This window comes from Aestuariivirga sp. (genome assembly GCF_037139295.1).
GTDB lineage: Bacteria > Pseudomonadota > Alphaproteobacteria > Rhizobiales > Aestuariivirgaceae > Aestuariivirga.
The window spans coordinates 1-25,291 of record NZ_JBAXGR010000052.1 but is presented as its reverse complement, the minus strand read 5'-3'; the positions used below and the strand labels follow the sequence as shown (position 1 = coordinate 25,291).

Annotated in this window: 27 protein-coding genes; 6 read left to right on the top strand and 21 right to left on the bottom strand. The window is 63.4% G+C overall.

The genetic code is table 11. The features are described 5' to 3' along the window. Window positions 1–351: 351 nt before the first annotated feature. From WCJ41_RS13525 to WCJ41_RS13490, 8 genes are all read right to left on the bottom strand, one after another. Window positions 352–1,158: a GH25 family lysozyme gene (locus tag WCJ41_RS13525; protein WP_336906359.1), complete on the bottom strand. Its 807-nt coding sequence runs from the start codon at window positions 1,156–1,158 to the stop codon at window positions 352–354. A 53-nt stretch (window positions 1,159–1,211) separates the two neighbouring features. Next, window positions 1,212–2,219, bottom strand: a complete 1,008-nt coding sequence (locus WCJ41_RS13520; protein WP_336906358.1) for an amino acid ABC transporter substrate-binding protein — start codon at window positions 2,217–2,219, stop codon at window positions 1,212–1,214. A gap of 26 nt (window positions 2,220–2,245) precedes the next feature. Beyond that, on the bottom strand, window positions 2,246–2,983 hold the full coding sequence (locus WCJ41_RS13515) for an amino acid ABC transporter ATP-binding protein (protein WP_336906357.1): 738 nt from the start codon (window positions 2,981–2,983) through the stop codon (window positions 2,246–2,248). Continuing rightward, complete coding sequence (locus tag WCJ41_RS13510) at window positions 2,983–4,104, bottom strand: amino acid ABC transporter permease (protein WP_336906356.1); 1,122 nt, start codon at window positions 4,102–4,104, stop codon at window positions 2,983–2,985. Before WCJ41_RS13510 ends, WCJ41_RS13515 begins: the two co-directional genes overlap by 1 nt. Window positions 4,105–4,108: 4 nt before the next feature. Then, entirely contained in the window at window positions 4,109–5,290 is a 1,182-nt protein-coding gene (locus tag WCJ41_RS13505) for an amino acid ABC transporter permease (RefSeq protein ID WP_336906355.1), read from the bottom strand. A 73-nt stretch (window positions 5,291–5,363) separates the two neighbouring features. Beyond that, window positions 5,364–6,410 carry an amino acid ABC transporter substrate-binding protein gene (locus tag WCJ41_RS13500; protein ID WP_336906354.1) on the bottom strand — a complete coding sequence of 349 codons (1,047 nt, stop codon included), beginning with the start codon at window positions 6,408–6,410 and terminating at the stop codon, window positions 5,364–5,366. Window positions 6,411–6,532: 122 nt separating this feature from the next. Then, window positions 6,533–7,276: a cobalt-precorrin-6A reductase gene (locus tag WCJ41_RS13495; protein ID WP_336906353.1), complete on the bottom strand. Its 744-nt coding sequence runs from the start codon at window positions 7,274–7,276 to the stop codon at window positions 6,533–6,535. After that, window positions 7,266–8,336, bottom strand: a complete 1,071-nt coding sequence (locus WCJ41_RS13490) for a cobalt-precorrin-5B (C(1))-methyltransferase (protein WP_336906352.1) — start codon at window positions 8,334–8,336, stop codon at window positions 7,266–7,268. Before WCJ41_RS13490 ends, WCJ41_RS13495 begins: the two co-directional genes overlap by 11 nt. Between WCJ41_RS13490 and cobA the strand changes: the two genes are divergently transcribed. The 4 genes from cobA to cbiB are packed head-to-tail and all read left to right on the top strand — an operon-like array spanning window position 8,335 to window position 12,905. Then, a complete protein-coding gene (cobA, locus tag WCJ41_RS13485) occupies window positions 8,335–9,204 on the top strand; it encodes a uroporphyrinogen-III C-methyltransferase (RefSeq protein ID WP_336906351.1) in 870 nt (289 codons plus the stop codon). The genes WCJ41_RS13490 and cobA overlap by 2 nt on opposite strands. After that, window positions 9,197–10,471 (top strand): cobyrinate a,c-diamide synthase, encoded by a 1,275-nt coding sequence (locus WCJ41_RS13480; RefSeq protein WP_336906350.1) that lies wholly within the window; start codon window positions 9,197–9,199, stop codon window positions 10,469–10,471. Before cobA ends, WCJ41_RS13480 begins: the two co-directional genes overlap by 8 nt. Next, window positions 10,468–11,928, top strand: coding sequence for a cobyric acid synthase (locus tag WCJ41_RS13475; RefSeq protein WP_336906349.1), 1,461 nt, complete (start codon window positions 10,468–10,470; stop codon window positions 11,926–11,928). Before WCJ41_RS13480 ends, WCJ41_RS13475 begins: the two co-directional genes overlap by 4 nt. Next, window positions 11,928–12,905 carry an adenosylcobinamide-phosphate synthase CbiB gene (cbiB, locus tag WCJ41_RS13470; protein ID WP_336906348.1) on the top strand — a complete coding sequence of 326 codons (978 nt, stop codon included), beginning with the start codon at window positions 11,928–11,930 and terminating at the stop codon, window positions 12,903–12,905. Before WCJ41_RS13475 ends, cbiB begins: the two co-directional genes overlap by 1 nt. On the opposite strand, the gene cobU is transcribed toward cbiB, so the two are convergent. Further along, window positions 12,895–13,398, bottom strand: coding sequence for a bifunctional adenosylcobinamide kinase/adenosylcobinamide-phosphate guanylyltransferase (gene cobU / locus WCJ41_RS13465; RefSeq protein ID WP_336906347.1), 504 nt, complete (start codon window positions 13,396–13,398; stop codon window positions 12,895–12,897). The genes cbiB and cobU overlap by 11 nt on opposite strands. Beyond that, on the bottom strand, window positions 13,395–13,766 hold the full coding sequence (locus WCJ41_RS13460; protein WP_336906346.1) for a DUF1636 domain-containing protein: 372 nt from the start codon (window positions 13,764–13,766) through the stop codon (window positions 13,395–13,397). The genes cobU and WCJ41_RS13460 overlap by 4 nt, the downstream gene beginning before the upstream one ends. Window positions 13,767–13,861: 95 nt before the next feature. Here WCJ41_RS13460 and WCJ41_RS13455 point away from each other — a divergent pair, with 95 nt between their 5' ends. Next, window positions 13,862–14,629: an NAD kinase gene (locus tag WCJ41_RS13455; RefSeq protein ID WP_336906345.1), complete on the top strand. Its 768-nt coding sequence runs from the start codon at window positions 13,862–13,864 to the stop codon at window positions 14,627–14,629. A 142-nt stretch (window positions 14,630–14,771) separates the two neighbouring features. Here the strand turns inward: WCJ41_RS13455 and WCJ41_RS13450 are convergent, their stop codons facing one another. From WCJ41_RS13450 to WCJ41_RS13425, 6 genes are all read right to left on the bottom strand, one after another. Then, complete coding sequence (locus WCJ41_RS13450; protein ID WP_336906344.1) at window positions 14,772–15,947, bottom strand: DUF2336 domain-containing protein; 1,176 nt, start codon at window positions 15,945–15,947, stop codon at window positions 14,772–14,774. A gap of 90 nt (window positions 15,948–16,037) precedes the next feature. Next, window positions 16,038–17,255: an MFS transporter gene (locus tag WCJ41_RS13445; RefSeq protein WP_336906343.1), complete on the bottom strand. Its 1,218-nt coding sequence runs from the start codon at window positions 17,253–17,255 to the stop codon at window positions 16,038–16,040. 31 nt (window positions 17,256–17,286) lie between these two features. Next, window positions 17,287–17,646 carry a hypothetical protein gene (locus tag WCJ41_RS13440; RefSeq protein WP_336906342.1) on the bottom strand — a complete coding sequence of 120 codons (360 nt, stop codon included), beginning with the start codon at window positions 17,644–17,646 and terminating at the stop codon, window positions 17,287–17,289. Between the two features lie 259 nt (window positions 17,647–17,905). Next, window positions 17,906–18,496: a flavin reductase family protein gene (locus WCJ41_RS13435; RefSeq protein WP_336906341.1), complete on the bottom strand. Its 591-nt coding sequence runs from the start codon at window positions 18,494–18,496 to the stop codon at window positions 17,906–17,908. Next, complete coding sequence (locus WCJ41_RS13430) at window positions 18,496–19,200, bottom strand: HAD family hydrolase (protein ID WP_336906340.1); 705 nt, start codon at window positions 19,198–19,200, stop codon at window positions 18,496–18,498. Before WCJ41_RS13430 ends, WCJ41_RS13435 begins: the two co-directional genes overlap by 1 nt. Next, on the bottom strand, window positions 19,197–19,787 hold the full coding sequence (locus WCJ41_RS13425; RefSeq protein ID WP_336906339.1) for a nitroreductase: 591 nt from the start codon (window positions 19,785–19,787) through the stop codon (window positions 19,197–19,199). The genes WCJ41_RS13430 and WCJ41_RS13425 overlap by 4 nt, the downstream gene beginning before the upstream one ends. A gap of 136 nt (window positions 19,788–19,923) precedes the next feature. Between WCJ41_RS13425 and WCJ41_RS13420 the strand changes: the two genes are divergently transcribed. Beyond that, window positions 19,924–20,787: a hypothetical protein gene (locus tag WCJ41_RS13420; RefSeq protein WP_336906338.1), complete on the top strand. Its 864-nt coding sequence runs from the start codon at window positions 19,924–19,926 to the stop codon at window positions 20,785–20,787. 3 nt (window positions 20,788–20,790) lie between these two features. On the opposite strand, the gene WCJ41_RS13415 is transcribed toward WCJ41_RS13420, so the two are convergent. From WCJ41_RS13415 to WCJ41_RS13395, 5 genes are all read right to left on the bottom strand, one after another. Further along, a complete protein-coding gene (locus WCJ41_RS13415; RefSeq protein ID WP_336906360.1) occupies window positions 20,791–21,648 on the bottom strand; it encodes a pirin family protein in 858 nt (285 codons plus the stop codon). A gap of 59 nt (window positions 21,649–21,707) precedes the next feature. Then, the gene (locus WCJ41_RS13410) at window positions 21,708–22,721 is read right to left on the bottom strand and encodes an LLM class flavin-dependent oxidoreductase (protein ID WP_336906337.1); all 1,014 of its coding nucleotides are present in this window, start codon (window positions 22,719–22,721) and stop codon (window positions 21,708–21,710) included. Window positions 22,722–22,802: 81 nt separating this feature from the next. Beyond that, entirely contained in the window at window positions 22,803–24,305 is a 1,503-nt protein-coding gene (locus WCJ41_RS13405) for a cryptochrome/photolyase family protein (RefSeq protein ID WP_336906336.1), read from the bottom strand. Beyond that, window positions 24,302–24,454, bottom strand: a complete 153-nt coding sequence (locus tag WCJ41_RS13400) for a DUF2256 domain-containing protein (protein ID WP_336906335.1) — start codon at window positions 24,452–24,454, stop codon at window positions 24,302–24,304. The genes WCJ41_RS13405 and WCJ41_RS13400 overlap by 4 nt, the downstream gene beginning before the upstream one ends. 1 nt (window position 24,455) lies before the next feature. Next, window positions 24,456–25,175, bottom strand: coding sequence for an SDR family oxidoreductase (locus WCJ41_RS13395; RefSeq protein ID WP_336906334.1), 720 nt, complete (start codon window positions 25,173–25,175; stop codon window positions 24,456–24,458). Window positions 25,176–25,291: the final 116 nt, after the last annotated feature.

Here is a 25,291-nt window from a genome sequence, read left to right as displayed (position 1 = left end):
CACCCCCGCTCGACCTGCACATCCGGCCGGAGCGGGAGAAGGAAGGCAACAAGTAAAAGCGGTGAAAATGCCACGCCCCTTTACGGGCGAATGCCTCTCGCCCTGGACCGATCCGCCAGCGATTTCAAAGACCAGAGCGAAAGGCAGTCCTCGCGATGAGTTCCACCTCTCCAATGAGCGCGGCAAGTCGGTCATCCTACAGGGGGCGGCAGCATGCGGGTAGCCGACGCTGCACAGTTTGGCCCGCAACCTGTGCGTCAGATGACTCCCTTCATTCCTGTTCCCTCACGGGCCTCGGTGACGGAGCAGCGGGCATCTTAGCCACCGACCAATACAACCTCGGAAGCATCATCACTCTGCGGAAGCAGGTACCGCGCCCGTGGCGCCGCCGTTGGCTTGCAGCCGCTTCTCCACGCGCTTCCAGTCGGCCACGGTGCCGTTGTAGGTGTTGCGGTCGACAGCGCCCGCCACGCCGGGCACGCGCCCCGTGGTGGTGAACTGCCAGAACGACCAGTCACGCCCGGGGTACTTCGCTCTCGGTTTCGCAGCAACCGAGCGGACCCAGAACTGATAATCCGTGAACTCACCTGCGAGCACATCGCGGTGAAACTTCGGATCGGTGTAGATGATCGGACGCCTACCCGTCTGCGCTTCGATCGCGTCAAGCATGACCTTGATCTTTGCCAGTGCCGACGTGCGGGAAATCTCGTGCGGGCAGGTCTTGGAGTAGCCGTTCCATTCAACATCGAGCACCGGCGGCAGCGTGTCGGCGTCCTTCGGCAGGTGCTGCAGGAACCAGGATGCCTGCTCGCTCGCATAGCTGCACCAGTACATCATGTGATAGGCGCCCCGCACGACGCCGGCCTTCTTCGCCCCGGCCCAGTTGTCGCGAAACTCCAGGTCAAATCGATCCGTGCCCTCGGTCGCCTTGATGTAGGCGAAGCGGATGCCTGCACGGCTCACCTTCTTCCAGTCGATGTTGCCCTGAAAATAGGAAACATCGATGCCCTGGACCGGCATGTCATGGGCCGCGGCAACACCGCTGTTCGGCTTCTTGTCCGACAGCGTGGCGGCGCTCGTAGCACCAAGGCCGACGCTTGCGCCAATCATGCCCAGTGCCAAGCCAACCATCACCATGCGCAAACGATCAGCACTCATCGTTCAATCCCCGGCCAATCCAGACATCACACATGGCACAGCAAAGTTCAGGCTCACATCGGCGGCGCGTAAAGCACCCCGCCCGCGTTCCAGAGCGCATTGAGACCACGGTTGATCGCCAGTGGCGTATTGGGCCCGAGGTTGCGGTCGAAGATCTCGCCGTAGTTGCCCGTCGCCTTGATGGTGCGGGCCGCCCAGTCGGCATCGAGGCCCATGCTCGGGCCGCCCGCGCCGTTGACGCCCAGCAGGCGCTGCACGGCGGCGTTCTTGGATTTGGCCTTCATGTCATCGACGTTGGCGCTCGTGATGCCCAGCTCCTCGGCATTGACCAGCGCATAGAGCGTCCAACGTACGATGTTGAACCACTGCTCGTCGCCCTGGCGCACGGCCGGTCCCAGCGGTTCCTTCGAAATCACGTCCTGCAGCACCATGGCGTCATCCGGGTTCTTGAGCCTGAGGCGCACCGCATAAAGCGCCGACATGTCGGTGGTGAAGGTATCGCACTTGCCCTCGTCGAAGGCCTTGACTAGGTCGTCGAGCGTGTCGAAGCGCATCGGAACGAAAGTCATTTCCTTCTCGCGGAAGAAGTCCTCGACGTTGCTTTCGGTGGTGGTGCCCGTCTGGAAGCAAATCGAGGCTCCCGACAGCTGCAGGGCCGAGGTGACGCCCAGAAGCTTCTTCACGATGAAGCCCTGCCCGTCATGGTAGGAAATCCCGGCGAAGCGCAGCGGCATCGCCGTCTCGCGGTCCATGGTCCATGTGGTGTTGCGGGCCAGCACGTCCACCTTGCCCGACTTCAACGCGTCGAAGCGTTCCTGGGCACTGAGCGGCACATAGGTCACCTTGGCAGGGTCGCCCAGGGCCACGCTCGCCACGGCGCGGCAGAAATCGACGTCGAAGCCGACATAGGCGCCGTCGGCTCCCTTGGCCCCGAAGCCCTGGAGGTTCTGGTTCACCCCGCAATTGAGGCTGCCCCGCGCCTTCACGTCATCCAGCGTCGCGGCGCCAGCGGCACTCGCCATACCCAGAAACAGCGCCGCAGCGGCAACAAGAGCTTTCATTCCGATTCCTCCGTGATGGGGCGAAACTAGCGCAGGATCTGGCTGAGGAACAGCCGGGTCCGCTCGTTCCGGGGATTGCCGAAGAACGCCTCCGGCGCATTCATTTCAACGATCTGGCCCTGGTCCATGAAAATCACCCGGTCGGCCACCTGCCGGGCAAAGCCCATTTCATGGGTGACGACCAGCATGGTCATGCCCTCGCTGGCCAGCGTCACCATGGTGTCGAGTACCTCCTTCACCATCTCGGGGTCGAGCGCCGACGTTGGCTCATCGAACAGCATGATCTTTGGCGTCATGCACAGCGCACGCGCGATGGCAACCCGCTGCTGCTGGCCACCCGAAAGCTGACCGGGATACTTGTGCGCCTGCTCGGGGATGCGTACCCGCTCCAGGAACTTCATGGCCAGCGCGTCTGCCTCACGCTTCGGCATCTTGCGCACCCAGATGGGGGCCAGCGTGCAGTTCTCCAGCACGGTGAGGTGGGGGAACAGGTTGAAGTGCTGGAACACCATGCCGACGTCGCGACGCACCTCCTCTATGGCCTTCACGTCATCGTTGATCTCGATCCCGTCGACGATGATGCGGCCTTCCTGGTGCTGTTCCAGCCGATTGATGCAGCGGATGAGCGTCGACTTGCCGGAGCCCGACGGCCCGCAGATCACGATGCGCTCGCCTTGCGCCACGTCGAGGTTGATGTCGCGCAGCACGTGGAAGCTGCCGAACCACTTGTTGACGCCGATGAACTGGACAGCCGTCTGCGGCATCAGCGTCTCCCCATCTGCTCGAGGCGGCGCTCGGTGAACAACGCATAGCGCGACATGGCGAAGCAGAAGATGAAATAGACCAGCGCCGCAACGAAATAGCCGGTGTTGGCTGTCTGCGGAGCAGCCCACTTCGAATCCTGCAACCCGGCATTGATGATGCCGAGGAAGTCGTAGATCGAAACCACCAGCACCAGCGTCGTATCCTTGAACAGTCCGATGAAGATACCCACGATATTGGGGATCGAGATGCGCAGCGCCTGCGGCAGCACGATCTTGCGTGTCGTCTGCCAGCGGCTGAGGCCCAGCGCAAGGCCGGCCTCGGTCTGGCCCTTGGCCACCGCCTGCAAGCCGCCGCGCACCGCCTCGGCCATGTAGGCAGACGCGAAGAGCGAAAGCCCAACGATGGCCCGCATCAGCTTGTCGAGGCTCACGCCATTGGGCAGGAACAGCGGCAGCATCACGCTCGCCATGAACAACACGGTGACGAGCGGCACCCCGCGCCAGAGCTCGATGAAGGCAATCGATGCCGAACGGATGATGGGCAATTCCGACTGCCGCCCCAGCGCCAGCAATATGCCGAGTGGAAGCGAGAACACGATGCCGGTGATGGCCACGACCAGTGTCACCGTCAGCCCGCCCCAGCTCGTGGTCTCCACCTCGGACAGGCCGAACAGTCCGCCCGCCAGCAGTTCGAAAGCTATGACCGGGTAGACGACGAGCAGGAACAGCGCGTTCCACTTCTTCGCCCCCACGCCCGGCATCAGCATCGGCACCAGCGCCGCCGCCCCGATCAGGAAGGCCGTCACCGGCCGCCAGCGTTCCGCGATAGGATAGAAGCCGAAGATCCACTGCGGGAACTTCTCCCACACGAAGGGCCAGCAGGCCCCCGCATTGTCGATGGCGCAGGCCGCGCGGTCGACACCCGTCCACACCCCACGCAGCACCGCCCAGTCGAGCACCGACCAGCCGAGATAGCCGATCACCAGCGCCAGCAGCACCGTCAGCAGGCTGTTGCCGAGGCTTGAGAAAAGGTTCTCACGCAGCCACCCCAGCGCGCCCGCGGTGCCCGCAGGTGGTGGCCTGAGCGGCGCGTCGCGCTCGCGCACATAGGCAATGCTCATGCCCTCACCTCCCCACCAGGCGGTGGCGGGCGTTGAACCAGTTCATGAAGCCCGACGTGAGCAGGCTGAGGCTCAGGTAGACGACCATCCAGATCGTCACAACCTCGATCGCCTGCCCCGTCTGGCCGAGGATCGTGCCGCCCGTGGAAACGAGGTCAGGGTAGCCGATCGCCACCGCGAGGGACGAGTTCTTGGTCAGGTTCAGATACTGGCTCGTCAGTGGCGGGATGATCACCCGCAACGCCTGCGGCAGCACCACCAGGCGCATGGCGAGGCCGGGCTTCAGGCCCAGTGCGGCAGCTGCCTCGCTCTGTCCTTTGGATACCGCCATGATCCCGGCGCGGACCGCCTCCGCGATGAAGGCTGCCGTGTAAATCGACAGGGCCAGGAGCAGTGCCATGAATTCAGGCACCAGCGTCATGCCGCCTGAGAATCCAAAGTTGCCCTTCACCGGATAGTCGAAGCTCACGGGCCAACCAACGGCGGCAAGAAACAGCAACGGGAAAGCAACGAACAGCAACACCGAAAGCATCCCCGTCGGCATGCTTTTTCCGGTTGCTTCCTGTTGTCGCCTGCGCCATCGCGACAGCATCCAGGAAGCAACGGCAGCAACCAGAAAACCAACCCAAACCATCCACGCATCATGACCAAAGATCGGTGCAGGTAGTGTCAGTCCCTTGTTCGACAGCGACGCAGATCCGACGGTGATCGCATCAGCCGCCTGCGGCAGCGGCGTCAGCACCAGCCGGTACCAGATGAAAAGCTGCAGCAACAAAGGGATGTTGCGAACCAGTTCAATGTAGCCCGCAGCGATGTGCGAAGCGAGCCAGTTGCGCGACAACCGCATCAGTCCGATCACCAGCCCCAGCAGGCTGGCCAGCACGATGCCGATGACCGATACCAGTAACGTATTGAAAAAGCCCGCCATCAACGCCCGGGCATAATTGTCCTCACCCGAATAGGGGATCAGGGAGAACGACACCTCGAAGCCGGCCTTGCGCCACAGGAAATCGAACCCGGACACGATGTGCCGGCTCGCCATATTGGCGGCGGTGTTTAAAGCAAGATCATAGAAAAGCGCCGCAAGTCCCAGCACCAGCAAGCCCTGCAGGGCAATGCCACGCAAGCGCCCGCTGTTCCAGATTGATGACCGGCTCTGCCGCCGTGCGGTCGCCTCAAAGCTCATTGGAAGCGAACCTCAGTTGTCACAAATGCGAAACCCGGAGCATTGCCCCGGGTTTCCAAGTCTTTGTGATGGCTCAGCGAACCGGCGGAGCGTATTGCAGGCCGCCATCCTTCCACAGCGCGTTCTTGCCACGCTCGATCTTGAGCGGCGAGTCCTTGCCGACGTTGCGGTCAAAAATTTCGCCGTAGTTGCCGACCTGCTTGATGGCAGCCTCGGCCCAGCCCTCGTCGAGACCCATGCCGATGCCGAAACCGGCGGCCTTGCCGTCAGACGACGCAACACCTAGCAAGCGCTGCACTTCGGGATTGGTGGAAGTCGTCTTCATCTCCTCGACATTCTTCGAGGTGAGGCCAAGTTCCTCGGCGTTCACGAGCGCGAAATAGACCCATTTCACGACGTTGAACCAAGCATCGTCACCCTGACGAACCACCGGTCCAAGCGGTTCCTTCGAAATGATCTCTGGCAGAACGGCGTTGTCGTCCGGCGTCTGCATCTTCAGGCGCTGTGCATAGAGGCCGGACTGGTCAGTCGAGTAGCTGTCGCAGCGACCATCCTGATAGGCGGCAATCGCCTCGTCGTTCTTCTCGAATGTCAGGAGCTTGTAGTCCAGCTTCTGCGACTTGAAGTAATCGGCGATGTTGAGCTCGGTGGTGGTGCCCGACTGGGTGCAGATGGTGGCCCCCGCAAGATCCTTCACCGACTTGACCTCCGGGTGCTTCTTGCCGTTCACGATGAAGCCCTGGCCGTCATAATACATGATGCCGGCGAACTTCAGGCCGAGAGAGGTATCCCGGCTCATCGTCCAGGTCGTGTTGCGCGAGAGCACGTCGATCTCACCCGATTGCAGTGCCGTGAAGCGCTCCTTGGCAGTCAAGGGTGTGAACTTCACCTTGGTTGCATCGCCCAGCACTGCGGCGGCAATGGCGCGGCAGAAGTCGACGTCCATGCCGGTCCAGTTGTTCTGAGCATCGGGCACCGAGAAGCCCATCAGCCCCTGGCTCACGCCGCACTGCACGAACCCGTGCTGGCGCACATCATCCAGCGTGCCCGCGCTTGCGGATCCGGCAAGCACCACGCTTGCAGCCGCGCCGAGCATGAGGGTTATGAGCTTGTTATTCATCGATATTCCTCTTTCTGACCCGTGCAGCACAGGCTGCGCCGTCCTGACGACGAGTTACAGCACCCTAGGGGCGAATGAGTCCCCCGGTTACACATCAAAACAATCGGAAAACGGGTAGGAGGTCAAGGAGAAAGCACCCCTTCCACAACCACCAAAAGTTTGCCTACGGTCTCGAAGCAGGGAAGGTCCGGCTTGGTTGGGCGGGTGACCATGATGACCGGGATCTTCAGTTCCCGCGCCGCCTTCAGCTTGGCTTCTGTGGCCGCACCACCGGCATTCTTGGTAACGAGATGCGTGATGGCATTCGCAGCCATCAACGCGGTCTCGTCCTGAACACCGAAGGGTGGCCGCTCGCGCAGAATCTCCCAGTTCGCGGGTGGGTCAGCGGGGGGCGCCTCGATCATCCGTGCGATGCCAGAAATGTCATGGCGGTCAAAGAACGGCTGCAGGTCCTTTCGGCCGGTGGTGAGCAAAACGCGAGCCCCTGCGGGAACCGTTCTGGCGGCCTCCGCTGGTGAAGATACATGCGTCCAATCATCGCCTTCCGCCGCAGACCATGTTGCGCGCTCAAAGCGGATCAGCTGCACTCCACTGGACTGGCAGGCCTCGAAGGCCTGCGCCGACATGCGCGCTGCGAAGGGATGGGTGGCGTCGATGGCGAGACCAATCTGCTCGGCTTCCAGGTAGGACTTCAATCCGTCTACGCCGCCGAAGCCACCTATCCGCACGTCGCCAGACGGCAAGACCGGTTGCGTGGTGGCGCCTGCGAGAGATGTAATGACATTGCGGCCCCTAGCCACCAGCGCATCAGCAATCTCCCGCGCATCGCGCGTGCCGCCCAGGATGAGGATGCGGTCACGCGGCATGGGCAATGATGTCGCCCTTGCGGGACACGATGATGACATCCGCCACGACAGTCGCGCCTTTCAGCACGCCCCTCAAGGTAGCGAGAGCCGCAGCAGCAACGCGGTGCGCGATATCGATCTCACCAGCCATATCCAGCACTTCCTGAGCAGTGTTGGCTGTGAGAATCTTCTCGCGCGGCAGCTCGGGGCACAACTCCGCAAGCCAATTGAAATCCACCTGCGATCGGCCGGAGTGAAGATCGAGCGCACCTTGCCCCAACTTGGTGATCTTGCCGAAACCGCCGCCGATGGTGACCCGGGAAACCGGGTGGGTGCGTAAATACTTGAGAAGGCCGCCGGCAAAATCTCCCATGTCGAGCATCGCCTCGAGCGGCAGACCATAGTGAGCGCGCACCGCGTCTTCCGACGTGGACCCCGTGCAGCCCGCCACGTGGCCAAGTCCCATGGCTCGGGCGACGTCGATGCCGCGGTGAATGGAGGATATCCAGGCCGCACATGAGAACGGGTTAACGATGCCGGTCGTCCCGAGGATGGATAGCCCCCCGACAATGCCCAACCGGGGGTTCCAGGTCTTGTCCGCCAATGCCTCGCCACCGGGGATCGAAATCTCGATTTCAACGCCCGTTCCGCCAAGCTCGGCGATAACATCCCGCATCATCTGGCGCGGTACCGGGTTGATGGCGGGCTCACCTGGCGGGATGGGCAGTCCCGCCTTGGTCACCATTCCGACGCCCGGCCCCGCCTTGAAGCGGACGCCCTCCCCGCCTTCGCGGACGGTGACGACCACCATGCAGCCATGGGTAACGTCCGGATCGTCGCCTGCATCCTTGATGATTCCGGCCCGCGCCCAGCCCGCGCCCTTCTCTTCCAAGGCCAATGGAAAGGCTGGCGTTTCGCCCTTGGGCAGGGTGATCGACACGGGATCCGGGAATTCTCCCGTCCGCAATGCCGCAAAAGCCGCCTTCACTGCCGCCGTTGCGCATGCGCCCGTGGTCCAGCCGCGCCTTAATTCGCCTTCGGGCTTCTCTCTTCGCATGAGGCCAATGTATAAGGCTGCCATGGGACTTGGACCAACGAAAAGGATCGGCGACTGGGTGAACTCCGGCGAACAGCAGACGGGCTTCGCCCGGCTGGATGCCGAGACCTTCCCCAGTTTCGAGCCGGGATGGGTGTGGCTGGTGGGTGCTGGCCCCGGCGCACCGGGCCTGATGTCGCTGATGTGCTACCATGCGCTGCAGAATTGCGACGTGGTGGTTTACGACGCGCTGGTGAACCCGGACATCTTGCGCTGGGTTAAGGTCGGGGCCGAACTCGAATATGCGGGCAAGCGTGGCGGCAAGCCGTCGCCCACTCAGAAGGACATCACACTGCGCCTCATCGACCTCGCACAGGCGGGCAAGCGCGTGCTGCGTCTGAAGGGCGGCGATCCGTTCATGTTCGGACGCGGCGGAGAAGAGTGCCAGCACCTGGCGACATCGCAGATCCCCTTCCGCATCGTGCCCGGAATCACCGCCGGGATTGGTGGACTGGCCTATGCCGGAATGCCTGCAACCCACCGTGATACAAACCATTCCGTCATTTTCCTGACCGGCCACGACGCCACCGGCAACATGCCGGCCAACGTCAACTGGGATGCCGTCGCCTTGGCCTCCCCGGTGATTGTCATGTACATGGCGGTGAAAAACCTAGGCGAGATCGCCACCGCATTGATGGCGGGCGGACGGGCAACGGATGACCCGGTGACCATCGTGTCCAATGCCTCCATGCCACATCAGGCAGTAGCCTCCACAACGCTGGGCGGGGCCGGAGACTTCGTGGCCGCCAATGAACCGCCGACCCCGGCCATCGTGGTGGTTGGCAAGGCAGCCGATTGGCGTTCACTGCTCGACTGGTACAAGGGGCCCTTGCGGGAGAACCCGGTTGGCTAAGGCCATCGTCGTTGCCGCCCCCTCCTCCGGAAGCGGCAAGACATTGATTACGCTCGGACTTCTGAGGGCCTTCCGCAACGCAGGGGTCCGGGTCGCGTCGGCCAAGGTGGGACCGGATTACATCGACCCGCGCTTCCACGAGGCCGCCACCGGCAAAGCCTGCTACAACCTTGATCCATGGGCCATGTCTCCGAGCCAGATCAAGGGCTTGATTGCCGAACTGGCTCGGGACACCGACCTCCTGATCATCGAAGGTGTCATGGGCCTGTTCGACGGTCCGCGCGGCGCAAAGGGATCGACCGCCGACCTCGCCGTGATGCTTGGTCTCCCAGTGCTGTTCGTAGTGGATTGCCGCCACCAGGCGCAGTCTGCGGCTGCCCTGGTTCACGGTTTTTCGAGCTTCCACAAGGATTTGGACATCGCCGGCGTGATCCTGAACCGCACCGGCAGCGACCGCCATGAGTTGCTTCTGCGCGAGGCGCTGGGCGAGCAGGTGCTGCTGGTGCTCCGGAATGATGACAGCCTGACATGGCCGTCCCGCCACCTTGGACTGGTGCAGGCACAGGAGAACCCAAACCTCGAGGCGTTCATCGAGGCGGCTGCGCAACGGGTGAACCACGGTGCGGCATTGGCACAGATTCTTGACTTCGCCCTGCCGCTTGCCGGCGCTGCAGATGCATCGACGCTGCCCCCTCTCGCACAGTCCATCGCCGTTGCACGGGATGATGCTTTTTCCTTTTCTTATGGACACTTGCTCGATGGCTGGCGCCAGCTGGGAGCTTGCCTTTCCTTCTTTTCGCCGCTGGCCGATCAGGCGCCCGATGCCAATGTGGGAGCAGTGTTCCTTCCGGGGGGATATCCCGAACTCCATGCCGGGCGGATTGCCTCGAACACGCGCTTCCTCGATGGGCTGCGCCACCACGCCGGGCTGGTCTATGGCGAGTGTGGCGGATACATGGTACTGGGCGAAAGCCTGATAGATTCCAACGGCATGAGCCATGCCATGGCGGGGTTGCTGCCGGTCACGACAAGCTTCGCCAAGCGCAAGCTGCACCTCGGCTACCGGAAGCTTGAGCCACTGACCGGCGGACCCTGGACCGGCAAGCTGACGGCCCATGAGTTCCATTATTCCACGGTGATCGCCGAAGCCAAAGCCGATCGCCTGTTTGGCGCGCGGGACGCAACCGGAAATGCATTGGAGAACATGGGCTTGCGGCGAGGTCGCGTGATGGGCTCCTACGCCCACGTGATTGCGGTGGCGCCGTGACCCGGGCCATCATGTTCATGGGCACGGGATCGGACGTCGGCAAGTCGCTCATCGTTGCCGGCCTCGCAAGAGCTTTTGCAAACAGAGGCTTACGGGTGCAACCCTTCAAGCCGCAGAATATGTCCAACAACGCGGCGGTGACCGCGGACGGCGGTGAGATCGGTCGCGCCCAGGCGCTGCAGGCGCGGGCCGCGCGGGTTCCAACCTCGGTACACATGAACCCCATCCTGCTGAAACCGGAAACCACCACGGGCGCGCAGGTGATCGTGCAGGGAAAACGCCATGCTTCAATGACTGCAAGAGAGTATTTTCGTAGCCGCATGAATTACATGGGTGCATGTCTTGAGAGTTTTCATGAGATTGCGGCGCTGACCGACGTTGTGCTGGTGGAAGGTGCTGGAAGCCCTGGCGAGATCAATCTGCGCGACGGTGACCTCGCAAACATGGGGTTCGCCGAGGCCGCCGACCTTCCCGCCATATTGATCGGCGACATTCACCGCGGCGGCGTGATCGCATCCATCGCGGGAACATTCGACATTCTTCCACAGACCGATCGTGTTCGACTGAAAGCGTTCTTGATCAACAAGTTCCACGGTGATCCGGAACTGTTTTCCGAAGGTCGGCATTTCCTGGAAACCCGCACCGGGACCCCATGTGTGGGCATTGTGCCACACTTCGAGGCGGCGAGAAGCCTGCCTGCCGAAGATGCAGTGGCGCTTGAGGATGCACTCGCAAGCCATCAAAATGGCATGCGAATTTCAGTTTTGCGCCTACCCCGCATCGCCAATTTCGATGACCTCGATCCACTAAGACTCGAACCCGGCGTGACGCTGACGTTCGTGCAGCCCGGTGAAGCGATCCCCGGTGACAATAGACTGGTGATCATTCCGGGTTCAAAATCAACGGTTTCGGACCTGGCCGCGCTTCGCAAGGAGGGCTGGGACATCGACCTCCTGGCTCATGTGCGGCGCGGCGGCCTGGTGCTCGGCCTATGTGGTGGATACCAGATGCTGGGGAAGACGATCAGCGACCCACAAGGGCTTGAGGGGGCGCCTGGAAGCACCGCCGGACTGGGCCTTCTGAACGTCGACACCACCCTGCTCCCGGACAAGACACTGACCCGCGTGACCGGCACGCATGTGCCCAGCGGGGCAGCAATCGACGGCTATGAAATCCACCTTGGCAACACCGCAGGCGCGGATTGTGCGCGGCCCTTCGCGCTGCTGGAGGGGCGGCCCGATGGCGCAGTGAGCGCATCCGGGCAGGTGATGGGCAGCTACCTCCATGGCTGTTTCGGGAGCGATGAATTCCGCGCCAAGTTCCTGACATCGCTGGGTGTTCAGGCCAGTGAGCTACGCTTTGAAGAGACCATCGAGCGGGTGCTTGACGGGTTGGGGGCACATCTTGAGGCAAATCTCGACCTCGACCTCATCCTGTCGCTGGCGAAGGAAGTCTGATGGACTGGCCGGTTTTGGTGTTTGGGCGCGCCGCCTGGGCCCTGCTCATCGAGCGGTTCGCGGGTTACCCGCAACCCCTGTTCAACCGCATCAGCCACCCGGTGGTGTGGATCGGCAAGCTCATCGACTGGCTCGACAAGCAATTAAATGTACTAGGTGTTTCGCCGCAGGAAGGTCGCTTGCGCGGGGCAGTTGCGGTGGCCCTCCTCCTGGCGGCGGCTTTCATCCCGACCTACTACCTATCACGGATCCTCACCCACTGGCCGTTCGGATGGCTGGCGGAAGTGCTGTTCGCCACCACGCTAATTGCGCAGAAATCGCTGAAAAATCATGTCGTTGCCGTCTATGACGGACTCGGCCGCTCACTTGCCGAAGGGCGGCAGAAGGTGAGCATGATCGTGGGGCGTGACCCCGCAGAGTTGGACGAATCCGGGGTGGCCAAGGCAGCGCTGGAAAGCCTGGCTGAGAATGCCTCGGATGGCATCGTGGCGCCGGTGCTGTGGTATGCGCTGCTCGGCCTTCCCGGGATCGCCATGTATAAGGCGATCAACACTGCGGACTCCATGATCGGCCACAAAAACGCGAAATATCAGTGGTTTGGCTGGGCGGCGGCGCGGCTGGACGACGTCGTGAACCTGCTCGCCTCGCGGCTCACGGGCTATCTCTTCGCGGCGGCAGAACCGTCGCGGTTCAAGGAGATCGTCGCGGTAATGCGGCGGGATGCACCACGGCATCAGTCTCCCAATGCGGGCTGGCCGGAGGCGGCGATGGCGGCGGCGCTGGGCCTGCGCTTCGGGGGCCCCCGGAGCTACAACGGCGAGATGGTCGACCTGCCCTACATGGGCGAAGGGCGGGACAGCATCACGCGCGATGACATCCGGCGTGGTGTGCGCGTGTTGTCACGCGCGATGTGGTTGTTGTTTTTCGGATTGCTCTTGGTTGCGCTTTTTGTTGCCGCCGTAGGCATCAACCCTTGAGCCTGAGTGGCAACCCGGCGGCGATGAAGTAAACATTGTCAGCAATCGCGGCCAAGGCCTGGTTGGCGAGCCCCTGCTCATCACGGAAGCGGCGGGCCATGGCGTTCTCCGGGACGATGGAGAGGCCGACCTCGCTCGAGACGACGATGACCTCTGCAGGGCAGGCCTCGAGAGCTGCACAAAACCTGGTCACCTCGGCCTTCAGGTCACGGCCATGGTGCATGAGATTGCCGAGCCAGACGGTGATGCAATCAATGAGCACCAGGCCCTCACGCGGCAACACAGAAGCTGGATCGAGTATCGACTCGATAGTTTTCCAGCCATCCCCTGCCCGTTGCTCACGATGGCGGGCGATGCGCTGGCGCATCTCATGGTCGAAGGGTTCGGCTGTGGCGATGTAGCTCCTCGGACCGCCGTGCTGGCGGGCGAGGTTTTCAGCAAAGCTGCTCTTGCCGGAACGGGCACCACCGAGGACGAGGGTGAGGCTGCTCATGCCGGGGCCCGGGGGATGCGGGCGATGAAGTGGCCGCGCATGCGGTCCGGCCACTGGCGGAAGGGCACTTCGCCCGTCTCGCTTTCACCGTGGAGGGCAAACCAGTCGAGGATGGCCTCGGCCTGCTCGCGGCTCGGCTCATGGTTGCCGGTGAAATAGGTGAAACGGTCGTGGTCGCGCAGGACCACGCTGCAGTGCTTGGTGCAATTCCAGAGACAGGCCTGGGGAACCACGGGAAGGTCGAGCCCTCGGGCGGCGATGGCATCTGCGATGTGGGCGATCAGCGTCTCGCCGCCGGTGCGGCCGTCGGGGGCCAGCTTCTCGGTTGCCGAGAACTTGCAGGTCGAGCATATTACGATATCGCGCATGCGGAGTGGTTTTCTCAGGGTTGCCAAGGGACCGGCCTTCAATGTAGGCAATCACTTGACCTGTCAACGCGGTGAAATGGGGCGATGAAAACGGCATGACATTCCGCTCGATCGCCTTCCTCGCGTCGGACTCGCCCGAAGCTCGCGAAGCCGCCAAGACCCTGACCGCGCGGCATGGCAATGCAGACCCGGACAAGGCCGACTGCGTGGTGGCTCTCGGCGGCGACGGCTTGATGCTGCAGGCGCTGCACCGCTTCGTCTCCACCTCCATTCCGATCTACGGCATGAACCGTGGCACGGTGGGCTTCCTGATGAACGACTATGGGGCCGACGGGCTGATGGAGCGGCTGGCGGCGGCGGAGCTGACCACCATTCATCCCCTCGCCATGACGGCGGTGGACGAGACCGGCAAGACGCACCGCGCCATCGCCTTCAACGAGGTGTCCCTGCTCCGCCAGCGCCACCAGGCGGCGAAGCTGACGATTGCCATCGACGACAAGCCGCGGCTGGAAGAACTGACCTGCGACGGCGTTCTGGTGGCGACACCCGCCGGCAGCACGGCCTATAACCTGTCCGCCCACGGACCGATCCTGCCGATCAATTCGGACCTTCTGGCACTGACGCCGATCAGCGCCTTCCGCCCGCGCGGCTGGCGCGGCGCCATCCTGCCGTCCGCCGCAAAGGTGACGATCACCATCAACGAGGGCGACAAGCGCCCGGTGGCGGCGGTGGCCGACCATGTTGAGGTGCGCCATGTGCGGCAGGTGGAGATCGCCCAGGACACGACGCGCGCGGCGCGCATCCTGTTCGACCCCGGCCACAGCCTGGCTGAGCGCGTGCTGCGGGAGCAGTTCAGGTTCTGAGTGAGGCGCTCGTTGATACAGTGAGCGGCCTCTTCTGAGCCACATCATCGCCGGGCTTGACCCGGCCATCCTTTGAGATGGGCCGAGAAACAGGTTGACCGGGTCAAGCCCGGTCATGATGAACAATAAATTTATCCAGCCGTTAAGCTGCCGCCTGCAGGTCCGCGCGGAGCCTGGTCGCGAGGTGCCGGGTGCCTTCGGCGGCAAAGCGGCCGATGTAACCGAGGTTGCGGGGGTGCTCGGTGAGCGGCATGGCCTCGTAGCGGGTGAGCAGCTTTTCGATGAGATGCGCGCCGAATTCCTCGGCACTCAGCGTGATGCCATCCTCGCGCGCGTCACTTTCAACGTCGCAGGCGGCCTGCAGGGTCCAGAAGCAGCTCTGCGGCAGGCCGCAACGCGCGTGAAGAGACCGGAACTTGCCACGCTCGTACATCTGCTCCTCGACGCGCCGCAGCGGCAGGCCGGAAAGGCTGGCCAGGCATTCCGCCACCACGTGCATGATGCCCTGGCAGGCTGCGTGCACGATGAGCGAGGGCGTGAGCATGTCGTTGTCGATGAGGAAGGCAATGGCAGCGGGCAAATCAAAGGCCGAAGCGCCGGCAAGCACCTCGAGCGTTGCGGTCTCTTCCGCATCGACCACCAGCTCGGCGGCTTGCGAGGCTGAAAGCCAGGATCTCTCGATGAGCATGGCATGAAGGTTGGCGGCGGCGCGGCGGGCTTGCACGATGCGGATCATCGGCGGCAGGCCGGGACGCGCCAGCAGCCGCTCCAGCATTTCCTTCTCGGCGCCGAAACGCTGGTAGATGCTGCGGTACTGGACCGGGCCGAGCTTCGCGCCCTCATTCTCCAGCAGCAGGGCATTCACGACGAGTGGCGCATCGCGGGTGATGACGTCGACGACGTCAGGGCTGAGATCAGGGCGCGTGGCGATGACGGCCTGGCGGGCCTCGCCGCCCGCCCGCAGCACGGCCTGCATGCGCAGTGAATCAAGCGCCGGGGTTGCGGCCAGAAAGGGCAGCGCGATGTCGTCCTCATCGGCGACAATGGTGAATAGGAGATCGGCGTCGAGCGCCTGATGGCCCGAGAGCGCCTCGGCGAAGGCGCGGCGGACCTCGCTGTCCGGGTCGGCTGCAAGGCGGCGGGCCACAGGCAGGATCTGTTCGCGCTCACCCGCCGGGGTGGCCGGATCGGCAAGGAAGCGGGCGACCTGAAGCCCAAGGTTCACGCGGCGTGCGGAATCGCCACAGGCGATAACATCCATGAAAACCTGGATATCGAGGCCGAAGGTGGGTTCTTGCCGTTCGTCGATCTGCATCATGTGAGTCTCCGCCACTGAAGATGGCAGCGGAGGTTTAATTTTTGGTTCACCATGCCGACCGGAGCGTGTGGGAAAGGCCGCGGCACCCAATCAGTCCTGCAACAGCGGCACGTTCGCCGAGGTGGAAACCGGGCTCACCGACATCACGTCGCGGCCATGGGCCTTCACATGATCCGGGTGGCGCCAGTTGCGCCAGAAGGCAAAGGCCGCGAGCGCGCCATTGACCACGATCATGAAGATGAGGAAGCCGGCCTTTCCGATTTCGCTCATCAGCGAACCCGCAAGGACCGGGCCGATGATCGACCCGACGCCATAGAGCAGCACGAGCTTGGCGGAGGCGCCCAGCACCTGCTCCTTGCGAAGGTGATCATTGGCATGGGCGATGACGAGCGAATAGACCGGCAGCGAGACGACGCCGAACAACGTCATCAGGGCGATCAGCATGAACCAGCTGACATAATAGCCCCCTGCCAGAATGATTGCCGGGACGATGGCCGCGGCAAGGCTGAGCAGCATGATGATGGTGCGGCGGTCGATGCGGTCCGACACCCAGCCGATGGGATATTGCGAGAGGATGACGCCGAAGGGCGGCAGCGCCATCATGATCGACACCCAGAACAGCGGCAGGCCCATGGCCAGACCGAAGATGACACCCAGCGCGAAGAAGGCACTCTGCCCAAGACCGCAGCCAATGACGCCGACAACGGCGAGCGGCGAGGCATGCCAGATGTCGGCGATCTTCACGCTCTTGGCGCCTTCGACGTTGGGTTGTTCCGAGGGCACGAGGATGAGTGGCACCAGCGACATTGATAGCAGGCAAGACACCACGATGAAGCGGATGTAGCCCGATGTGTCGGTGATGTTGAGCAGCAGTTGCCCGAGGCCCAGCGCACCATAGGTGACGATCATGTAGAGCGACAGCATCTGGCCGCGGTTGCGGTTCGATGAAGCCGCGTTGAGCCAACTTTCGCAAACGATGTACATGCCCGAGACGCAGAGGCCGGTGACAATGCGCAGCACGAACCAGAACACCGGGTTGGCCCAGAGCGGGAAGAGCAGAACCACGGTGGAAACGATCGACGCAAGACCGCCAAAGGTTCGCACATGGCCCACGCTCTTCACCAGGCGGGGCGCGGCGAAGGTGGAGAGCAGCATGCCCGCCGAATAGCCCGCCATGACAAGACCGGTGGTGGAAGTTGAGAACTGCGCCTGGTCCGCCGACAGCGAGACGAGCGAGCCGTTCAGGCCATGGCCGAGGCACAGCAGCGCGGCACTTGCGAGGAGAACCCAGAGGGAGGCGTTGTTCATGTCTCCCTCTCTCAGCCCAATGCGACGGAAATCAGACGGCGATGCCGGCCTGGCGAAGCTTGAAGTGAAGCAGGTCGCGGTCAAGTGGCATCATCAGCACGTCGGCAGCGCCTTCAAGTATGGACTGGCCGAACATCTCGGTATCCGGCGTCTCGGCGAACAGGAACACCACCGGCGGCTTGCCGCGCGAAGACAGTCGCAGGCGCTTGACGAATTCCTTGGGAGCTGCGCCATTGGCGCGGGCGGACAGCATCACCACGTCGGGGGAATTGTCATTGCAGAAGCGCATGGCCTCGTCCGCGCCGCTGGTGAGCGACGTGTCGAGTCCGAGGCCTGACAGCATCTCTCCGAGATACCGGCCCCTTCCCTCTTCATCAATGAGCAGACACATTGTCATGTCCACAAACCTCTCCGACTCCCCCAGGACGGGGCTCAACCGCACGCCGTCCGTAAGGGGAAAACCTGCGCCGGGCTGGTTAATGAGGGGTTAACAAGGTTGTCCACAGCTTTTCCACAGGATGTAAACAGTTGAACCACAGGGAAAAACAGCTTTGTGAACATGCCTATCCACGGCGGCACAATTCCGGTGGCGAGATATGAAATGGCCGTCCGGAGCCACTGAGTCGCAACCGGTAAATGAGTGGAATTGCCTAGTCGGGCCGGCGCATGCGCCAGGACTCGGTGACGGTGGCGTATTCGCTGTAGCCCAGCCGCGCAATGGGGCGCATGGCCGCCGTATCCACCCGCCCGTCGTGGATGAAACGGTCATCGATGTGGATGCCCAGCACCCGCCCAATGATCAGGAAGTTCTCCGCCTTGCCGTCATCGTCGGGCAATGGAACGATGCGGTGGAGGCAGCATTCCAGAGAAGCCGGACTCTCGGCAACGCGTGGCGGACGGACGATCTGGCTGGGGGCCTTGGTGAGGCCGGCGAGTTCGAACTCGTCCACCGAGACGTGGGCCGAGGTGGCGTTCATCTGCTCACGCAGGTCAAAGGTGGCGAGGCTGAAAGTGAACTCGCCCGTCTCCTCGATGTTGCGCATCGTGTCCTTGCGCGGGCCGCTGCCGAAGGCGACGTAGTGCGGCGACTGCGAGAAGGCGTTGAAGTAGCTGTAGGGCGCGAGGTTCGACTTGCCATCCGGCGACAGCGACGACACCCAGCCGATGGGACGCGGCACCACGATGGCCTTGAACGGGTCAATCGCAAAGCCGTGGTCGTTCTTCACTGCATCGTAGAACATCAGAGGCTCCGCAGCAGAGCCGGAAGATCGGCAACACTGTCGATGGTGTAATCAGCCAGGTGCGCGATGTCCTCGCGCCCGGCATTGCCGGAGAGCACCGCGATGGCAAGCCCTGCCCCGCCGTTCCGCGCCTCTTCCATGTCATGGTGATTGTCGCCGACCATGGCGATGGCGGCTGCGGGAATGCCGGTCAATGCCGCGAATTTGCGGATCATGTTACCGGCAGGCTTGGCGACGGGAACAGTATCGGCGGCGATGATGTCATCGAAGTGCTCGATGACACCCACCTCCGTCATGTGGGCGCGGGCCGAGAGGTGGCTGTCATTGGTGGCGACGCCAAGCTTCAAACCCATGGCACGGAGATCGCTGAGGATGGGTTCGAGCGGCATCAGCGGCACCAGCTTGTCACGCACCATCTCGCCAAAGCGATGCTCGAGTCTTTCGAGGTGGGCGTCGAGCGCCTCGCCCTTGAGCTCCGGCCACCAGATGGCGGCAATCTCGCGGTTGGTGCCGCCGGCGAGCGGCGAACCGGCCTTCAGCATGCCGGTGGCGCGGTCATAGCCGGCGACCTCCATCATGGTCTCGGCGCCATCATCATCAATGCTGAAAAGCTGCTTCAGCGCCTCACGGTAGATCGGCACCCAGGTGGCATTGACGTCGATCAGCGTGCCATCCTTGTCGAAGAGAACGCCCAGGATCTTCATGATGGTTGCCAGCGGGTGAGGAGTGCCGCCACGTCGGCACGCGGACGGTCTTCCAGCGGCGCGGTGGGCGTTCCGAGATAGATGAGGCCAGCGAGCTTTTCATGGGGCGCGAGGCCCATGGCCGCGGCGATTTCTGCGTCATAGACCACCCAGTCGGTGTTCCACTGGCAGCCGATCCCCATCGCTGTGGCAGCATAGAGAATGTTCATGCAGACGGCGGCAGCCGAGAGCTGCTGCTCCCACACCGGGATCTTCGGGTGCTCCTGCGCGGTGGAGACGACGCCGAGAACGGTGGGTGCGCGCAGGAAGAGGTCGTGCACGAAGCTCAAGGACTGCTCGCCATGCTCGGGGTGCAGGGCCTGCCAACGTGTCCGCAAAACGTCGCCGAAACGCGCACGGGCCTCACCCTCCCACAGGATGAAACGCCACGGCGCAAGCTTGCCATGATCCGGCACGCGCACGCCGAGGCGCAGGATTTCGGACAGCTGCTCCGGGGTCGGTCCCGGGGCACCCATGGACTTGGCTGAGGCGGATTTCCGCGTCGCGAGAAGTGCGAGAATGGAGGACGTATCGTTGAGCTGCTGCATGATCGCGCCACTCTGGCGGGCGCGCCTTAAAAACGCAATGCCGCTCAAGCGCATTAACCATTCATTAAGATCCAAATTGCCGGGCAGTCGCCCTGCATGATTAGGTCACACAACTTGGAGAGAAGGAACTTCGCCTTTGCACGACCGCAGACCCCGTGCACGGCATCCACGCCATCGCAAACGCGGCTACAGCGCCGTGATTGCGGTGGCGCTTCTCGTCTGCGCCAGCACCCTTCCCGCCCTTGCCGAAGCAGCCCACGGGCTGGCGATCCAGCTGGTACAGCCGGGCCGCGAGGGCCTCGAACTTTCCGCCCGCCTCACGCCCGGTGGCGGGCCTCTGCAGCAGAATATATCCTGGACGATCCGCAGCGCTGACGGTGTCACCGTCTATTCAGGTGACGCCGGCACGGCAGACGTGTCGCTCGTGCCCGGTGACTATGTGGTGGACGCCAGCTATGGCGCGACCTTGGTCGAGAAACTGGTGAGCATTCCGACCGCAACGCGCCTCAAGATCAGCTTCGTGCTCGATGCCGGTGGCCTGAAGGTGGAGCCGATGCTGGGAAAGATCGATGTTCCGCCGGTTGCCTCCCGCGTGCGGGTGTTCTCGATGGATGGTCGCAAGCTGATGGCCGTGTCGGTGACGCCCGGCGAAATCATCCGCCTGCCGCAGGGCACCTATCGCGTCGAAAGCCAGGTCTCCACCGGTAACGTCAAGGCAGTGGCCGACGTGCACGTGGCAGCGGGCCGCGTGGCCACCGTGAAAATTGCGCACAAGGCGGGCCTCGCGCGGCTGGCCTTCGTGGGCGCCCCCAATGCCAGCGTGCGCTGGGAGATCGAGGACCAGTCGGGAAGCGCCATCGCCACGCGCGGCGGTATCAACGCCAACGTGACGCTGCTGCCAGGCACCTACACCGCGCGCGCCCTCGTGGGGGCGGAACTGCTGACGGCCACCTTCAACATCGCGGCCGGCGACGTGCGCGACATCATGCTGGGCAACTGAGCCCTACTTGTCGGGAAGCGGGATGAAGTCCGTCTCGTCACCCGGCACAATGGCGAAGTGTGCCTGCTTCCAGTCATCCTTGGCGGCCTCGATCCGCTCCTTCGAAGACGACACGAAGTTCCACCATATGTAACGCGGCCCATCCATGGGCTCGCCGCCGAGCAGCATGACGCGGGCGTTGCCCTTGGCACGAAGCGTGATGGCGTCGCCGGGGCGGAACACCAGCAACCGGCCCTGCTCGAACACTTGCCCCGCCACCTCGATCTCGCCTTCGGCGACATAGACGCCGCGCTCCTCGTGATCGACAGGCAGCGGCAGAGCGGTGCCTGCGGTCATCTGAACATCGGCATAGAAGAGATCTGAGTGCGTCTTCACCGGCGATGTCGCGCCATAGAGCGAACCCGCAATGATACGCGCCGAGATGCCACGCTCATCGATCACTGGCAGCTTGTGGGCTTCCACATGGTCGAAGGCGGGAGCCGTCTCCTCGAACTGCTTCGGCAGCGCCACCCAGCTCTGGATGCCGAAGACCTTGCGTTCGCGCGCCAGCTCCGGCGGGGCGGTGCGCTCGGAATGGACGATGCCGCGGCCGGCCGTCATCCAGTTGAGCTCACCCGGTGAAATGGGCTGCGAGGAACCGAGGCTGTCGCGATGGTAGATCGAACCGTCGAACAGCCAGGTGACGGTGGAGAGCCCGATATGCGGATGCGGGCGCACGTCGATGCCCTGCCCCGGCTGCATGAGCGCTGGCCCCATCTGGTCGAAGAAGATGAAGGGGCCGACCATCTGCTTGCGGGCGGCCGGCAATGCGCGACGTACCTCGAAGCCGCCCAGGTCACGGGCACGCGGCACGATGACCATTTCGATTGAGTCCGCTGCCGCGGCATCGCCGGGTGCGGGATCAGGGATATGCGGCAGGCTCACTGGCAGGCCTCCTTCACTTTGGGTGCAACTCTGGTTCCAAGCAGCTCGATGGCGCGCAGCAACTCCTTGTGGGGCATGGCGCCGATGGCCACTTGCACAAGTATGCGCTTGTTTCCGAAGATCTTGTGAAGCTCGATGATGCGGTCAGCCACGCGGTCCGGATCGCCGATCAGCAGGTGGCCGCTGGGGCCGCAGGCGGCCTCGAACTCGGGCCGGCCCGAGGGCTGCCAGCCGCGCTCCTTGCCGATGCGGTTCATGACTGCGTTGTGCGGCGCGTAGAAGATGTCCTTGGCGGCCCCTGTCGTATCCGCCACGAAACCATGCATGTTGAGGCTCAACTTCACGTCCTCCGGCTTGCGGTTGGCCCGCAACCATGCCTCACGGTAGAGATCGAAATAGGGTGCGAAGCGTTTGGGGTCGCCGCCGATGATGGCGAGCGCCATGGGCAGCCCGAGCGTTGCCGCGCGCACCACCGATTGCGGCGTGCCGCCGACCGCGATCCACAGCGGAATCCTGTGCTGCTCGGGGCGCGGATAGAGCGTGACCTTGTCGAGGGCCGGGCGCAGCTCGCCCTGCCAGCTGACGGTTTCGTTGTCGATGAGCTTCAACAGCAGGTCGAGCTTCTCGGCGAACAGCGCTTCATAGTCGTTGAGGTCGTAGCCAAAGAGCGGGAAGCTTTCGATGAAGGAGCCGCGGCCGGCCATGATCTCGGCGCGGCCGTTGGAAATGCCGTCGAGTGTCGCGAATTGCTGGAAGACGCGCACGGGGTCTTCCGAGCTCAGAACGGTGACGGCGCTGGTGAGGCGGATGTTCTTCGTGTGCGCCGCACCGGCGGCGAGCGCAACCGCTGGGGCCGAGACGGAATAGTCAGGCCGGTGATGCTCGCCGAGCCCGAAGACATCGAGGCCCACCTGGTCAGCCAGTTCCATTTCCTCCACCAGCTGGCGCAGGCGCTGCGGGTGCGAGCCGCCGGGGCCGACGTCCGCGAAGGTGTAGATGCCGATTTCCATGGGGCCTCGCTTTCCTGAGGCTTATATGTAGCGAGACTGATTACAGTTCAAGAGGTGGTTTGAGGGCTTCGGCGTTGGCGGCTACCCGAGGCTGTCCAGGAACTTCACTGCATGCCGCTGGATATCGGCCTTCCGCTCCGCGTCCATCTTGGCGAGCGTGCGGTAAGGCATGCCCATGCGCGGGTTGGCCTTGAGCTTCGCTTCGTTGCGGATGAGGAAGTCCCAGTAGAGGTAGTTGAAGGGGCAGGCCTTGGGCCCAAGCTTCACGTCGGGCTTGAAGCGGCAGCCAGTGCAATAGTCCGACATGCGGTCGATATAGGCACCCGACGCTGCATAGGGCTTCGACGCCATGACGCCGCCATCGGCAAACAGCGCCATGCCGTGGGTGTTGGGAAGTTCCACCCACTCGAAGGCATCGGCATAGACGAGCAAGTACCATTGCTCGACCTGCTTGGGATCAAGCCCCGCAAGCAGCGCGAAGTTGCCCGTCACCATGAGGCGCTGGATGTGGTGGGCATAGGCGTGGGCTTTCGTGTCGCCGATGGCCTGGGCCATGCAGTTCATCTCGTTCTTGCCCGTCCAGTAGAAGGCGGGCAGCGGGCGGCGGGCCTCGAGGAAATTGGTCTCGGCATAATCCGGCATCTTCAGCCAGTAGAGGCCGCGCACATATTCGCGCCAACCGAGGATCTGGCGGATGAAGCCTTCGACCGCATTGAGCGGCGAATCCCCCCTGCTCCACGCAGCTTGAGCGCGGTCGCAGATTTCGCGGGGAATGAGCAGGCCGATGTTCAGGTAGGGCGAAATGACGGAGTGGTAGAGGAACGCATCGCCCTGCTTCATCGCGTCCTGATAGTCGCCGAAGTCTGGCAGGCAGGATGAAATGAAATGGTCGAGGGCTTCGAGCGCATCCGCGCGGGTGACGGCCCAGCCGAAGGGCTCGAGATCGCCGAAATGATCGGGGAAGCGCGCTGCAACCATGTCCATCACCTCGCGCGTGACGGGATCGGGTTCGAAGCGGCGGCGCTTCGGGGGTGTCACGTCCTTTGGCAGCGACTTCCTGTTGTCGTGGTCGAAATTCCAGTAGCCGCCGACCGGATCATCGCCCTCCATCAAGAGGCCCGAGAGACGGCGCATGTCGCGGTAGAAGAACTCCATGCGCAGCTGCTTGCGGTCTTTCGCCCATGCGGCGAAGGAGGCGGGTGTGGCGAAGAAGCGGTCATCCGAGACGATTTCGGCACCCCAGCCCTTCATCATCTCCAGCACGCGCCATTCGCCGGGCTCGGTGACCACGACGCGCGAGGGCTTATGGCGGGCGATGGCGCGCTGAACTTCCGACGTGAAGGAACCGGTGTTGGCGGCGTCATCGAGGCGGACATAGTCGACGCTGAAGCCGTGGTGACGGAGTTCCTCCGCGAAATGCCGCATGGCGGAGAGGACGAGCACCAGTTTCTGCTTGTGGTGCTTCACATAGGTGGCTTCCTCAACCACCTCCATCATCAGCACCGTGTCGCCCGGCACATAGTCGCGCAGGCTCGAAAGGCCCCGCGTCAGCTGATCGCCCAGGACGATGCGGAGCGTGCTCATTTCGGCTTCTTCAGCGCGGCGCGGCAGCGATCGGAGCAGGTTTTGACGTTTTCCCAGTCACGTTCCCACTTCTTGCGCCAGGTGAAGGGGCGACCGCAGGCGGCGCAGGGCTTGGAGGGCAAATCGGACTTCTTCACGCCGCGCGGCATGTCAGCCCTTGGTGCGGAGCGAGGAGCGGCCGCCATCGACGCCGATCACCTGGCCGGTGATCCATGTGGCATCGGGCGACAGCAGGAAGGCCGCGGCGGCGGCGACGTCATCCGCCTCGCCCAGCCGCTGCAACGGATGAAGGGCGGCGATGGCGGTCGCCATCTGCTCATTGCCGGTCAGCGCCGCGGCGAGCGGGGTCTTCGTCAGAGAGGGGGCGACGCAGTTGACGCGGATCTTCGGCGCCAGCTCCGCGGCGAGCGACAACATGAGGCCTTCGACGGCCCCCTTGGCCATGCCGATCGATGCGTGCGAGGCAAAGCCCTGGGCCACGGCGACTGTCGAGAACAGAACGACGGAGGCGTTCCCGCTTGCCTTGAGCGCCGGAAGCGCCGCCTGCACGGCGCGGAAGGCACCGAGCGCATTCAGGCGGAAGTCGCGCTCCACATCCTCGTCCGTGATGCGGGTGACGGGCTTGAGGTTGATGGAGCCCACGCAATAGGCGAGGCCTGAGACGGAGGATCCGGCGGACTGGATCGCGGCTTCGAGCTGCGTCCGGTCAGTGACGTCAGCCACCGCGTGGGTGCCGCCGAGCTCGGCCGAAACAGCGGCGAGTTTCGCCGCATCGCGACCGATGGCGTGAATGGTGTGGCCCGCGGACGCGAGCCTGCGGGAGAGAGCGGCACCAATGCCGCCAGTTGCGCCGATGATGATGATTGTCATGCGTTGTTGTACGGGAGGATGGGAGGGACGGTTCAATCCTGCAATCCTGCAGTCCAAAAACCCGTCATCCCGGCGAAAGCCGGGACCCAGCTTTCCCCGCAACAGATGCCCGAAGC

Excerpts from the sequence above, each read along its gene's own strand:
- WCJ41_RS13525 (WP_336906359.1), bottom strand. The coding sequence starts at position 1,158 with ATGAGTGCTGATCGTTTGCGCATGGTGATGGTTGGCTTGGCACTGGGC.
- WCJ41_RS13520 (WP_336906358.1), bottom strand. The coding sequence starts at position 2,219 with ATGAAAGCTCTTGTTGCCGCTGCGGCGCTGTTTCTGGGTATGGCGAGT.
- WCJ41_RS13515 (WP_336906357.1), bottom strand. The coding sequence starts at position 2,983 with ATGCCGCAGACGGCTGTCCAGTTCATCGGCGTCAACAAGTGGTTCGGC.
- WCJ41_RS13510 (WP_336906356.1), bottom strand. The coding sequence starts at position 4,104 with ATGAGCATTGCCTATGTGCGCGAGCGCGACGCGCCGCTCAGGCCACCA.
- WCJ41_RS13505 (WP_336906355.1), bottom strand. The coding sequence starts at position 5,290 with ATGAGCTTTGAGGCGACCGCACGGCGGCAGAGCCGGTCATCAATCTGG.
- WCJ41_RS13500 (WP_336906354.1), bottom strand. The coding sequence starts at position 6,410 with ATGAATAACAAGCTCATAACCCTCATGCTCGGCGCGGCTGCAAGCGTG.
- WCJ41_RS13495 (WP_336906353.1), bottom strand. The coding sequence starts at position 7,276 with ATGCCGCGTGACCGCATCCTCATCCTGGGCGGCACGCGCGATGCGCGG.
- cobA (WP_336906351.1), top strand. The coding sequence starts at position 8,335 with ATGGGACTTGGACCAACGAAAAGGATCGGCGACTGGGTGAACTCCGGC.
- WCJ41_RS13490 (WP_336906352.1), bottom strand. The coding sequence starts at position 8,336 with ATGGCAGCCTTATACATTGGCCTCATGCGAAGAGAGAAGCCCGAAGGC.
- cbiB (WP_336906348.1), top strand. The coding sequence starts at position 11,928 with ATGGACTGGCCGGTTTTGGTGTTTGGGCGCGCCGCCTGGGCCCTGCTC.
- cobU (WP_336906347.1), bottom strand. The coding sequence starts at position 13,398 with ATGAGCAGCCTCACCCTCGTCCTCGGTGGTGCCCGTTCCGGCAAGAGC.
- WCJ41_RS13460 (WP_336906346.1), bottom strand. The coding sequence starts at position 13,766 with ATGCGCGATATCGTAATATGCTCGACCTGCAAGTTCTCGGCAACCGAG.
- WCJ41_RS13455 (WP_336906345.1), top strand. The coding sequence starts at position 13,862 with ATGACATTCCGCTCGATCGCCTTCCTCGCGTCGGACTCGCCCGAAGCT.
- WCJ41_RS13450 (WP_336906344.1), bottom strand. The coding sequence starts at position 15,947 with ATGATGCAGATCGACGAACGGCAAGAACCCACCTTCGGCCTCGATATC.
- WCJ41_RS13445 (WP_336906343.1), bottom strand. The coding sequence starts at position 17,255 with ATGAACAACGCCTCCCTCTGGGTTCTCCTCGCAAGTGCCGCGCTGCTG.
- WCJ41_RS13440 (WP_336906342.1), bottom strand. The coding sequence starts at position 17,646 with ATGTGTCTGCTCATTGATGAAGAGGGAAGGGGCCGGTATCTCGGAGAG.
- WCJ41_RS13435 (WP_336906341.1), bottom strand. The coding sequence starts at position 18,496 with ATGTTCTACGATGCAGTGAAGAACGACCACGGCTTTGCGATTGACCCG.
- WCJ41_RS13430 (WP_336906340.1), bottom strand. The coding sequence starts at position 19,200 with ATGAAGATCCTGGGCGTTCTCTTCGACAAGGATGGCACGCTGATCGAC.
- WCJ41_RS13425 (WP_336906339.1), bottom strand. The coding sequence starts at position 19,787 with ATGCAGCAGCTCAACGATACGTCCTCCATTCTCGCACTTCTCGCGACG.
- WCJ41_RS13415 (WP_336906360.1), bottom strand. The coding sequence starts at position 21,648 with ATGGTCATCGTGCCGCGTGCCCGTGACCTGGGCGGCTTCGAGGTACGT.
- WCJ41_RS13410 (WP_336906337.1), bottom strand. The coding sequence starts at position 22,721 with ATGGAAATCGGCATCTACACCTTCGCGGACGTCGGCCCCGGCGGCTCG.
- WCJ41_RS13405 (WP_336906336.1), bottom strand. The coding sequence starts at position 24,305 with ATGAGCACGCTCCGCATCGTCCTGGGCGATCAGCTGACGCGGGGCCTT.
- WCJ41_RS13400 (WP_336906335.1), bottom strand. The coding sequence starts at position 24,454 with ATGCCGCGCGGCGTGAAGAAGTCCGATTTGCCCTCCAAGCCCTGCGCC.
- WCJ41_RS13395 (WP_336906334.1), bottom strand. The coding sequence starts at position 25,175 with ATGACAATCATCATCATCGGCGCAACTGGCGGCATTGGTGCCGCTCTC.